Origin of the sequence: Terrabacter terrae (assembly GCF_039529575.1) — a bacterium.
Taxonomy (GTDB): Bacteria; Actinomycetota; Actinomycetes; order Actinomycetales; family Dermatophilaceae; genus Terrabacter; species Terrabacter terrae.
Map to the genome: position 1 here is coordinate 1 of NZ_BAAANB010000157.1, position 12,111 is coordinate 12,111.

General features: G+C 70.8%; 8 protein-coding genes. 2 read left to right on the forward strand and 6 right to left on the reverse strand.

Annotated elements, in window-relative coordinates; translation table 11 throughout:
* The 3 genes from ABD194_RS20225 to ABD194_RS20235 all read right to left on the reverse strand — a co-directional run.
* On the reverse strand, positions 1–1,287 hold a 1,287-nt coding region (locus ABD194_RS20225), incomplete at its 3' end, for an ABC transporter substrate-binding protein (RefSeq protein WP_343994859.1).
* 121 nt (positions 1,288–1,408) lie between these two features.
* A complete protein-coding gene (locus ABD194_RS20230; RefSeq protein ID WP_343994861.1) occupies positions 1,409–2,482 on the reverse strand; it encodes a class I mannose-6-phosphate isomerase in 1,074 nt (357 codons plus the stop codon).
* Complete coding sequence (locus ABD194_RS20235) at positions 2,479–3,510, reverse strand: LacI family DNA-binding transcriptional regulator (RefSeq protein WP_343994863.1); 1,032 nt, start codon at positions 3,508–3,510, stop codon at positions 2,479–2,481. The genes ABD194_RS20230 and ABD194_RS20235 overlap by 4 nt, the downstream gene beginning before the upstream one ends.
* Positions 3,511–3,715: 205 nt before the next feature.
* On the opposite strand from ABD194_RS20235, the gene ABD194_RS20240 reads away from it, so the two are divergent.
* Complete coding sequence (locus ABD194_RS20240; RefSeq protein WP_343994865.1) at positions 3,716–8,803, forward strand: GH92 family glycosyl hydrolase; 5,088 nt, start codon at positions 3,716–3,718, stop codon at positions 8,801–8,803.
* A 111-nt stretch (positions 8,804–8,914) separates the two neighbouring features.
* On the opposite strand, the gene ABD194_RS20245 is transcribed toward ABD194_RS20240, so the two are convergent.
* Positions 8,915–9,712: a deoxyribonuclease IV gene (locus ABD194_RS20245; protein WP_343994867.1), complete on the reverse strand. Its 798-nt coding sequence runs from the start codon at positions 9,710–9,712 to the stop codon at positions 8,915–8,917.
* An 84-nt stretch (positions 9,713–9,796) separates the two neighbouring features.
* On the opposite strand from ABD194_RS20245, the gene ABD194_RS20250 reads away from it, so the two are divergent.
* Positions 9,797–10,330, forward strand: a complete 534-nt coding sequence (locus tag ABD194_RS20250) for a DUF4395 domain-containing protein (protein WP_343994869.1) — start codon at positions 9,797–9,799, stop codon at positions 10,328–10,330.
* 4 nt (positions 10,331–10,334) lie between these two features.
* Here the strand turns inward: ABD194_RS20250 and ABD194_RS20255 are convergent, their stop codons facing one another.
* Both ABD194_RS20255 and ABD194_RS20260 read right to left on the reverse strand, forming a co-directional pair.
* Positions 10,335–11,321: an LLM class F420-dependent oxidoreductase gene (locus ABD194_RS20255; protein ID WP_343994871.1), complete on the reverse strand. Its 987-nt coding sequence runs from the start codon at positions 11,319–11,321 to the stop codon at positions 10,335–10,337.
* A gap of 86 nt (positions 11,322–11,407) precedes the next feature.
* A partial coding sequence (locus ABD194_RS20260; protein ID WP_343994873.1) for an MBL fold metallo-hydrolase occupies positions 11,408–12,111 on the reverse strand: 704 nt, incomplete at its 5' end.

The window sequence follows — 12,111 nt, forward strand, 5'->3', positions numbered from 1 at the left end:
CACCAGGGTGGCGTCGTCCTTGCTGCTGTAGAACTTGCTGATCGCCGTGCTGATGTCGGCGTTCCACGCGAGCGAGACGGCCGCACCGTGCGCGATCGAGGAGACGATGGTGTTGGACTTGAACGCGTCCATCGCCGCCTGCTGGTACGCCGGGAAGTCGGTCTTCGGCACGTCGGTGCGCGCCGGGATCGATCCCTTGGCCAGGTTGAAGGCCTTCTGGCCCTCGGCCGAGCCGATCAGCATGAGCCAGTCCTTCGTGCCGCCGGGGTTCTTCGCACCCTTGGGGAGCGTGAAGGAGTCGGCGAGGAAGTCGAAGACGCCGTCGGTGCCCGGGGTCGGGAACCACGTCCAGTCCTGGTCCTGCTTCTTGCCCTTGTCCGTGAACTCGGCCACGGCCCAGTCACCCATGACGTTGTAGGCGGCCTTGCCGTCGATGACCATGTCGGTCGCGACGGGCCAGTCGTCACCGTCGGAGGCGGTGTTGGTGTAGGTGAGCAGCTTCTTGTAGTCGGCCGCCGCGGCCTTGACCTCCGGCGAGTCCCACTTGGTGTCGCCCTTGAAGAGGCCGTTGTACTTGTCGGCGCCCAGGTCGCCGATCAGGACGTTCTCGAAGAGCTGGACCTGGGTCCAGGTGCCCGAGACCGACAGCGGGGTCGAGACGCCGGAGGCCTTGACCTTGTCCAGGTCGGCGATCCACGACTTGATGTCCTTGGGCGGCTGGTTGATGCCCGCCTTCTTGAGCACCGCGACGTTCGCCCACACGACGTTGGCGCGGTGGATGTTGGACGGCACCGAGTAGATGTTGCCGTCGACCGTGAGGCGGTCGAGCAGGTTCTTCGGGAAGACCGACTCGCCACCGAGCGCCTGGATGACGTCGTTGACCGGCTCGATCTGGCTCGCGTCGATGTAGTCGGCGAGCTCGGCACCGGCGTGGCCCTGGAAGGAGTCCGGCGGCTGGTTGTTCTGCAGGTCGGACGCGAGCTTGGCCTTCGCGTTGGACCCCGCGCCACCGGCCACGGCCAGGTTGACGAACTTGTCGTTCGGGTACTTCTCCTTGAACAGGGCCTCGAGCGCGTCGAGCCCCTTCTTCTCGGAGCCGGCGGCCCACCACGTGAAGACGCCGACGTCGCCACCGGCACCGCCGGCCTTGGTCTGCAGCGACGTCGACGCACCGCCGCCGGGGGTCGAGCCGCCCGCCGCGGTGTTGTCCGACGTCGAGCCGCAGGCGGCGAGTGCGACGGAGACGACCCCCGCCATCGCCAGGGTTGCAACAGCCCTGTTGCGCATTGATCCTCCTAGTTGGTTCCGCGGCCTACCCCGAAGTGGGAGCTCGTGACTCGCGGTCTGGTTGCCGGCCCCTCGGGACGGCAGGTCTGTGGTGTGTTGCGCGCTGCGTGGACGGTCCACGTCAGGCCACGGTCGTGCCAGCCGGCGGCATGCACCGGATGACGGTGACGTCCCCCGTGACGCGGACCCCACCCGCGCCGTGGGGGACGAGCAGGACATCGCCGCAGGCGATGTCGATCGGTGCGCCACTGGCGGCACCGTACTCCGTCGCGAGCGTCCCTCGACCCTCGACGACGACCGTCACGGCGAAGCCCGCCGGGGCGGTGACCGACGCCGCAGGGGACGGGCCGGTCGGCCGGACGACCTGCGCCCGGAAGTATGCCTCGGCCCCGGTCGGCAGAGCCGGACCGACACCCTTCACGTCGGTCCACCGGCAGCGCAGGTCCTCGAGCGCGCTGGGAGTGAGCGGCCCGTGGTCGACGCTGCGCAGGGCCAGCGGCCGGTCGAGGCCGAGGAAGGCGTGCGCCTCCTCGAGGCCGAAGCGCTCGTGCTCGAGCATGACCGACAGGTCGGTGGGCTCCTGCAGCTCGAGCAGCAGGATCCCCTCGCCGATCGCGTGCGGCTGGCCACCCGGGACGAGCACGGCGTCGCCGCGCTGCACCTGGACCGGGTTGAGCGCGGCGAGGAGCCGATCGTCCTGGGCCTCGACCAGCTCGGCGAGCGTGTCGGGGTCGACCTCCTCGCGGAAGCCGAGCCACACGGTCGCACCCGGCTCGGCCTCGAGCACGATCCACGCCTCCGTCTTGCCGTTGTCGCAGTGCAGGTGCGCCTTCGCGAAGGACCGGTCGGGGTGGGAGTGCACGGGCAGGCGCTCGCCGCTGTCGAGCAGCTTGGTCAGCAGCCCCGGCACGACGCCGTGCGCCTCCACGTGCTCGGCGCCGAGCCAGGCCGTCGGCTCGGCCGCGAGCGCGCCGGGCAGGTCGCTGCCGTCGGGCAGGCGGGTGATGCCGTCGCCGCCCTCGGCGAACAGCCGGGTCGTGGAGGCGATCCAGTCCTCGGGCCGGTGCCCGTCGAAGCCCTCGGGCACGGCCAGGCCGCGGAAGGCCAGGATGCGCTCGCCGCCACGGTAGAAGCGGTGCGGGGTGTTGATCGCGAGCCGGGTGGGCTCGTGGGTGGTGTCGAGTGACGATGTCATCGTGCGGGTCCTCCCCGTCGAGTTCCTGAGGCTCTGACGATGAGCCGGGTGGCCATGACGACGGTCTGGGGAGCGGACTCGTCGCCGAGCAACCGGGCGAAGAGCTGCTGTGCTGCCTTCTGCCCCATGGCTGCCGGGTCCTGGTGGACGACCGTCACGGGCGGGTCGAGCAGACCCGCGAGCTCGAAGTCGTCGTAGCCGACCATCGAGAGGGACACGCGCAGGTCGCGCATCGCGTGCAGCGCGGCGAGGGTGACGCGGTTGTTGCCGGTGATCACCGCTGTCGTCGGGTCCGAGTCGTGGGCCCATACGGCGAGCAGGTCGCGGATCGAGGTCGTGGTGTGCGGGCCCATCGACACGCGCGGTGGGCCGGGCAAGCCGAGGGCGCGGTGGGTGGACACGAACGACTCGCGCCGTTGCCGTGCCGTCCAGAAGCCGGGGTCGTCGCCGAGGAAGGCGATGTGCCGGTGGCCGTGGGCCACGAGGTGCTCGACGGCGCTGCGGACACCACCCTGGTTGTCGCTGAGGACGGTGTCGTTGGTGGCGCCTCGCACGGGCCGGTCCATGTAGACGATGGGGGTGCCGCTCGCCTCGACGGTGGGATCCGCCGAGGGGGTTTCCCCGGCCGGCACGACGACGATGCCGTCGACGCGGCGGGCGATGAGCGCCTCGAGCACGGCCCGCTCGCGGGTGGGGGAGCCCTCGGCGCTCGCAGTGATGAGCTGGTGCTGGCGGATGCGTGCCTCGCGCTCGACCGCGGCACCGATCTGCGAGTAGAAGGGGTTGGCCAGGTCCTCGACGACCAGGCCGATCGTGAAGGTGCGTCCCTGGCGGATGAGCCGGGCGCCGTCGTTGCGGCGGAAGCCCAGACGCTCGATGACGGCCTTGACCCGTTCGGCGGTGTCCGGCCGGACGCCGGGCTCGTGGTTGACCACGCGGGAGACGGTCTTGACGGAGACGTGGGCCTCGGCGGCCACGTCCGCCATCGTCGGACGCGTCCCTGTCCGGTGGTCAGACAACGCTGTCATGGCGGACATCCGACCAGACGGCGAGTGGTGGTGCAAGCGAATCGGCGGATCCGGACGCGTCGCCGGCACTCCTGTCCGATTGGCTGTCCTGACCGGACAAGTTCAAGGGACGTCGTTGACTGCTTTTGCACCTTCCGTCCAGTGTCGGCGGGACATGACAGCGCAACCCCGCGCAGCACCGCTCAACGACGAGCACGGAGGAACGATGGGTGTGACCTCAGGGATCCAGCGAGGCGCCGTGGCGATGGCGCTGCTGGTCACCTCGACGATGGGGGCGGTCGCCGGACCGCCCGGAGCTGCAGCGGCGCCGTCCGACGCCACGGGCGACTTCGCCACCTCGTTCGAGTCGGGCGACCCGCAGCCGGCGTTCGGGGCCGTCGAGGTGGGCCCGGACGGGCCGCGCCAGAAGAACGTGACGGGCACCGTGAGCGTCGACGGCAGCCTGCTCGGGCAGGTGGCGGCCGTGACGGCCAGCTCCGAGAACTCGCCGGGTGAGGTGGCGGCGAACCTCGCCGACGCCAACCCCGACACCAAGTGGCTCGCCTTCGCCTCGAGCGGCTGGGTGCGCTACCAGCTCGGCTCGCCCGCCAAGGTGCTGCGCTACTCCCTCACCTCGGCCAACGACTCCCCCGAGCGTGACCCGAAGGACTTCAGCCTGCAGGGCTCGAGCGACGGCACCACGTGGACCGACCTCGACACGCGCACCGGCATCGACTTCTCGGGACGGTTCGCCAAGCAGGACTTCACCGTCAAGAGCCCGGGGACGTACGCGTACTACCGCCTCAACGTGACGGCGGTGCACTCCGGAGCCATCGTGCAGCTCGCCGACTGGGACATCTCCGACGGCTCGACGGGCACCGGGCCCGCGACGCCGATGGTGACGAAGGTCGGCTCCGGCCCCATCTCGGGCTTCAACATCAAGCCACTCGTCGGCTGGACCGGCGTCAAGGCGCTGCGCTACTCCGGCGGCCACACCGCCGACGGCCGGGGCTACGCGTGGAACCGTCTCTTCGACGTGGACCTGCCGGTCAACCCCGCGACGCGCCTGTCCTACAAGGTCTTCCCCGACATGGTCGCGGGCGACCTCACCTACCCGTCGACCTACAGCGCGCTCGACCTGCACTTCACCGACGGCACCTACCTGTCCGACCTGCAGGCCAAGGACGCCAACGGCGTCGCCGCCAGCCCGAACGGCCAGGGCAAGGGCAAGATCCTCTACGCCAACCAGTGGAACGCCGTGTCCGTCGACGTCGGCAAGGTCGCCGCCGGCAAGACCATCGACCGCATCCTCGTCGGCTACGACAACGACACCGCGAAGAAGGACACCCGCTTCGGCGGCTGGATCGACGACCTCGACGTCCAGGCCCACCCCGCCACCGCCGACGCGTCCGACCTGACGAACTTCGTGGACACCCGCCGCGGCACGAACGCCTCGGGGAGCTTCTCGCGCGGCAACAACCTGCCGATCAGCGCCCTGCCCAACGGGTTCACGTTCTTCACCCCGGTGACGAACGCGAACTCCCAGTCGTGGGAGTACTACTACCAGGCGGGGAACAACGCGGCGAACCTTCCGGTGATGCAGGGCCTGGCGATCTCCCACGAGCCCAGCCCGTGGATGGGTGACCGGAACCAGCTCTCGGTCATGCCGTCCGCGACCACCGGCATCCCGACCGGCAGCGCGTCAGGCCGCGCGCTCACCTTCGACCACAAGACCGAGGTGGCGCGGCCGGACTACTACAAGGCCGTGCTGCAGGGCGGTCTCGTGTCGGAGATGACTCCCGCCGACCACGGCGGCGTCTACCGGTTCACGTTCCCGTCCGGCACGACCAAGGGCAGCCTCGTCCTCGACACGATCGACAACAACGGGACCTTCAGCGTCGACGCGGCGAGCGGCACCGTGACCGGCTGGGTCGACAACGGCAGCGGCCTGTCGGCCGGCCGGAGCCGCATGTTCGTCTACGGCAGCTTCGACCGTCCCGCGACGGCCACCGGCACGGCCCCGAACGGGCACACCGGCACGAGGTACGCCTCCTTCGACACGAGCGGCGACAAGACCGTCGTGCTCAAGCTGGCGACGTCGTTCATCTCGCTCGACCAGGCCCAGCGCAACCACGCGCTCGAGCTGGCCGACCGTGACTTCGACGCCGTCCACGCGGCCGCCAACGCCGCGTGGAACAAGCGCCTCGGCGTCGTCGGGGTCAAGACCAACGCCGACACCGACAGCGACACGCAGCGCACGATCCTCTACTCGAACCTCTACCGACTGAACCTCTACCCCAACAGCCAGTTCGAGAACACCGGCACGGCTGCGGCTCCGCACTACCAGTACGCGAGTCCCGTTGCGGCCAAGTCGGGCTCGGCCAGCGCGACGACGACGAACGCCGCCGTCAAGGACGGCAAGGTCTACGTCAACAACGGCTTCTGGGACACCTACCGCACGGTGTGGCCGGCCTACAGCCTCCTCTACCCGGAGGTGGCGGCGGAGATCGCCGACGGCTTCGTGCAGCAGTACCGCGACGGCGGCTGGGTCGCGCGCTGGAGCTCGCCCGGCTACGCCGACCTCATGACCGGCACGAGCTCGGACGTCGCGTTCGCCGACGCGTACGTCAAGGGCGTCAAGCTGCCCGACCCGCTGGCGGCATACGACGCGGCGGTCAAGAACGCGACCGTGCTGCCGACCTCGAGCGCCGTGGGCCGCAAGGGCCTCGACACCTCGATCTTCCTCGGCTACACGAGCACGAGCACGGGCGAGTCGGTGTCGTGGGGCCTCGAGGGCCTGGTCAACGACTTCGGCATCGGGAACATGGCAGCCAAGCTCGCCAAGGACCCGGCCACCCCGGACAGCCGCCGTGCGCAGCTCGAGGAGGAGTCGCAGTACTTCCTGGAGCGGGCCACGCACTACGTCAACGCCTTCAACCCCAAGGTCGGCTTCTTCCAGGGCCGCAAGCCCGACGGCAGCTTCCCGGCCACCTTCGACCCCGAGGCGTGGGGTGGTGACTTCACCGAGACCGACGGCTGGAACTTCGCCTTCCACGCACCGCAGGACGGCACCGGTCTGGCCAACCTCTACGGCGGCCGCGACGCACTCGCCAAGAAGCTCGACACCTTCTTCGCGACGCCCGAGACGGCGACCAAGCCCGGCGGCTACGGCGGCACGATCCACGAGATGCTCGAGGCGCGTGACGTCCGGATGGGTCAGCTCGGCCAGTCCAACCAGGTCTCGCACCACATCGCGTACATGTACGACTGGACCGGCCAGCAGTACAAGACGGCCGAGAAGGTCCGCGAGATCCTGCGCCGCCTCTACGTCGGCACCGACACCGGCCAGGGCTACCCGGGCGACGAGGACAACGGCGAGATGTCGGCGTGGTACGTCCTGTCCTCGCTCGGCATCTACCCGCTGCAGGTCGGCTCGTCGCAGTGGGCGGTCGGCTCGCCGAAGTTCTCGCAGGTGACAGTGCACCGCACACAGGGCGACCTCGTGGTCAACGCCCCGGGCAACTCCGAGAGCAACCTCTACGTCCAGGGCGTCACGGTCAACGGGCAGAAGCAGAAGTCGGTCTCGATCGACCAGGCGCAGCTCGCCGGCCCGACCCAGCTCGACTTCGCGATGGGCTCCTCGCCGTCCGACTACGGCTCGCGCGCCCAGGACGCCCCGCCCTCGCTGACGACGGGCACCGAGGCGCCGAAGCCGCTGCGCGACATGACCGGACCCGGCCGCGGCACTGCCTCGGCCACCGGCCTGGCGAACACCGACGCCGCCAAGCTCTTCGACGACACGTCGCGCACGTCGGCCGCGTTCACCTCGGCGACCCCCACGGTGACGTTCGACCTGTCCGGCGTCGGGCAGCGGGCCACGTGGTACACGATCACCTCCGGCCCCGCCGCCGGCGACCCGTCCGCCTGGCGGGTCGAGGGCAGCAAGGACGGCAAGACGTGGCGCACGCTCGACACCCGGACCGGCCAGTCCTTCCCGTGGCGGGTGCAGACGCGCCCCTTCAAGCTGCGCGACAACGGCACGTACACCTCGTACCGCCTCGTCGTGACGGCCACGAAGGGCGCCGATGCCCCGAACCTGGCGGAGATCGAGTTCCTCACCGACGGCTCCAAGGCCCAGAACACCGGCATCAAGGTGGCCGCCGGCCCGGCGATCGAGACGTCGGAGGACACCGCCTGGACCGGGACCGTCGGCACCTTCTCGGGCGGCGTCGGCCAGGGGCAGGACCCCTCGGCCACGGCCAAGGCGACCATCGCCTGGGGTGACGGCTCGACCTCCGAGGGCTCCATCACCGCCGGCGACCTCGGCTCGTACACGATCCGCGGCTCGCACACGTGGGCCAAACCCGGCTACTACCGGCCGACCGTCACCGTGACGACGGCGAACGACAGCGGGACGGCCGCGGGCGGTGCCACCGTGCACCAGGCCTCCGTGCCGACGTATGCCGCCGGGTTCGACTCCGTCTGCTTCGGCAACGTGGGCGACTCGGTCCCCTGCGACGGCGACCGTGCGGGCCTGTCCCGAGAGGCGCTCGCCGCAGCAGGTGGCGTCCCGGGCAAGCTCCTCACGGTGCCGGGCACCGACCTGAGGTTCTCGATGCCGGGGATCCCCGTCGGGCAGAAGGACAACGCCACCGGCGCCGGCCAGACGCTCGCGGTCTCCCTCGCCCCGGGTGCCACGAAGCTGTCGCTCATCGGCACCGCGACGCAGAAGAACCAGGACACCGTCGCCACGGTCCGGTTCACCGACGGCTCGGCCACGAGCTACCCGGTGCAGTACGGCGACTGGTGCGGCTCGCCCCAGTTCGGCAACGTCGTGGCGCTCGAGATGGCCTACCGCCTCAACGGCACCAGCACCGACAGCTGCCACGCGAAGCTGTTCGCGACCGCTCCGCTCGACATCCCGGCGGGCAGGACGGTGGCCTCGATCACGATGCCGACGCAGACCGGTGACCCCAAGTCGGCTGGCCGGGTGCACGTCTTCGCCGTCGCCGACAACGGCTCGGCGATGCAGGCGAAGCCGGGTGCGGACGCGTCGACGCAGTCCGGTGCGGCCACCGAGGTCGTGCTCGGGTCGGTCAGCGGCGGCGTGCCCGACGGCAGGTACACCGCCCGCGTGCAGTACGGCGACGGCTCGGTCACCGAGGACGCGACGGTCTCGGCGGCCGGCGCCGACGGCGTCGCCACGATCGGCGGGAAGCACACCTGGGCCGCGCCGGGCACCTACACGGTGCGCGTGCTCGTCTCCGACTCGCGCTCCGACGGGTTGTCCGAGCAGACGGTCACCGTGCGGTAGCCGTCCCGTTCCCGGGCGCGGGGAACACGCCTCCCCACGCCCACCGATCCAGAGGCCACGAGCCGGCGCCCCCACACCCGGTTCGTGGCCTCTGTCGTGCTCGGACGGTGGTCAGCCGGCGTGCTCGCGCAGCCAGGCGATGTCGGCCGCCTGGCCCTCGAGGCCGCCCGGGGTCTCGCAGACGACCGGGGCGCCGGCTGCACGGATGACACCGGCGAGGGCCTCGCCGTCGATGTGGCCGGAGCCGAAGTTCGTGTGCCGGTCGGCACCGGAGTCGAACTCGTCGCGTGAGTCATTGGCGTGGACGAGGTCGATGCGTCCGGTGATGGCGCGGACCTCGTCGACGACGCTGCCGAGGTCGTTGCCGCCGGCGTGGGCGTGGCAGGTGTCGAGGCAGAAGCCGACCTGGTCGCTGCCCGACGCCGTCCCGATGGCGTCCCAGAGCCGGGCGATCGCCTCGAGCCGGCGCGCCATGGCGTTGTCGCCCCCGGCGGTGTTCTCGATGAGCAGCGGCACCGGCAGGTCGAGGCCGTCGATGCACTTGCGCCAGTTGTCGAAGCCCTTGGCCGCGTCCTCGTCGACGCCGAGGTGGCCGCCGTGGACGATGACCCCCTTGGCACCGATCTCGGCCGCGGCGCTCAGGTGCTGCTGGAGCAGCTTGCGGCCGGGGATGCGGATGCGGTTGTTGAGGCTGGCCACGTTGATCGGATAGGGCGCGTGGACGTAGAGGTCGACGCCCGCGGCCGCGGCGTCCGCCTTGAGCGCCTGCGCGCCACCGGCATACCGGATGACCGGGCCCTTGTAGCTCTGCGGGTCGCCGAGGAAGAGCTGCGAGAGGGAGGCGCCGCGCGCCTTCGCCTCGGCGATCGGGTCCTCCTGGTCGACGTGTGCACCGATGTGTAGGGCCATGGCACGAGCCTAGGGCGCGCCGGGGGACAGCCCGGATGGTGGACCACGTGCATAAGCGACGCTTATGCAAGCAATAATTCGGGCATGAGTACCTCGCGCTTTCCCTCGGTCGTCGACGACGTGACGGTCCGGCTCATCGCCGCCGTCGTCCTCGCCGTGGGGATCATCGCCCTAGCGACGCAGCAGTGGTGGCTGTATGCCGTCCTGGCGGTCGACTTCAGCCTGCGCGCGGCTCTCGGACCCTCGGCCAGCCCGGTCGCGCGGCTCGTGCAGCGGTGGATCCGACCCGCCGTCTCCGCGCCGAAGCGCCCCACGGCGGGCCCGCCCAAGCGGTTCGCGGCGGCCATCGGCGCTGTCATGACGGTCGCCGCGACCGCGCTCTGGGTCGTCAGCCTCGTCACCGGCTCCTCGGCGGCCCTCACTGCAGTCGTCGTCATCGGCGTCATCATGGTGCTCTTCCCGGCGCTCGAGTCGGTCCTCGGCATCTGCGTCGGCTGCATCCTCTTCGGACTGCTCATGCGCGTCGGGCTCGTACCCGAGGAGGTCTGCGTCGAGTGCGCGGACATCACCAAGCGCCGGGAGCGCCTGCTCGCCGAGCGCGCCGGGAAGGCAGCCTGAGTCGTCAGCCGGCTGCAGCGCGCAGCTTCTCGAGCAGGGGACCGGCCGCCTCGTCGAGGAAGCGCTCCTGGGCGTCGCCGCCGACCTGCACGAGCGCGATGTCGGTGAAGCCGGCCTCCCAGTAGGCGCTCACCGACTCGACGATCTTGTCGAGGTCCGGACCGCACGGGATCGACTCGGCGACGTCCTCGGGTCGCACGAACTGGGTGGCGCCCGCGAACCCGGCCGGCGTGGGCAGGTCGGAGTTGACCGACCAGCCGCCGCCGAACCAGCGGAACTGCTCGTGGGCGCGCTCGACCGCGGCCTTCTCGTCGGGGTCCCAGCAGATCGGGATCTGGCCGACGGCGCGGGCGCCGGAGCCGATGCGCTCGGCGCCCTCGGTGCGGTTCCACGTGTCGACGAGCTCGGCCTCGGGCTGCACGGCGATCATGTGGTCGGCCAGCGGGGCGAGCCGCTCGATCGACATGTCGCCGCTGACGGCGACCGCGACGGGCACGAGGATGTCCGGCAGGTCCCAGACGCGCGCGGAGTCGACGTCGAAGTACTCGCCGTGGTGGGTGACGAGGTCGCCGGAGTGCAGCTTGCGGATGACCTCGATCGCCTCGGCGAGCATCTCCTGGCGCGTCACGACGCCCGGCCAGCCCTCGCCGACGACGTGCTCGTTGAGGCTCTCGCCGCTGCCGAGCCCGAGGGTGAAGCGTCCGTCGGCGAGCAGCTGCAGCGTCGCCGACTTCTGCGCGATGACGGCGGGGTGGTAGCGCATCGTCGGGCACGTCACGTAGGTCATGAGCTCGACCCGCTCGGTGGCGTGGGCGACGGCGCCGAGCACGCTCCACGCATACGGCGCGTGGCCCTGCTCGGCCAGCCAGGGGGAGTAGTGGTCGCTCGAGACCTCGAAGTCGAAGCCCGCCTGCTCGGCGCCCACGGCCCACCTCACGAGGTCCTTGGGACCGCTCTGCTCGGTCATCAGGGTGTATCCGAAGTTCGTCACGGACAGTGCGTACCCATTCGCACACCCGTGGCTGTACAAGGTGTGTCCACAGTTGTGGACACGTCCTGTGGAGAGGCCGCAGGCGCTCAGCCGGTCGGGTGCCTGAGCAGGAACCGCCGGATGGACTCCCGGGGCCGGCTGCGCAGCTCGGCGCCGTGCGTGAAGGCGGCGACGTCGTAGTCGAGCTCGCCCAGCACGTGGGCCGTCTGCTGGGTCATCCGGAAGTCGGTGCAGAACGCCTTGACCGGCCAGCGCAGCCCGAGCACGTTGAAGATCGCGTCGCCGGTGATCAGCGTGCCGGAGCTCTCGTGCAGCAGGGAGACGTGGCCCGGCGAGTGCCCCGGCGTGTGGACGACCCGCACGCCGCCGGCGATGGGCAGCACCTCCCCGTCGGTCATCTCCCGCTCGACGACGACCGGCTCGAAGTCCTTGCCGGGCCGAGACATCCGGTCGAAGAGCCGCCCCAGCAGGAAGCTGCGGTCGCGCGGTGGCGACGACCCCTCGGTGGCGTATGCCGCGTCGTCCGAGTGCACGGTGAAGCCGCGCCCTGTGGCGCGAGCCACGTGCGCCGCCCCGCCCGCGTGGTCCGGGTGCGCGTGCGTCAGGACGAGCCGGGTCACGTCCGACGGGGCGGAGCCGATCGCGGCGAGGGCGGCCAGGACCTTCGGCCCGGAGCGGGAGACGCCCATGTCGACGAGGGTGACCTGGCCGTCGTCGTCGCGAAACGCGAAGCCGTTGACGAGGTCTCGCACGAGGGGGATGCGCCACACGTTCGGCGCCAGCGGAACCA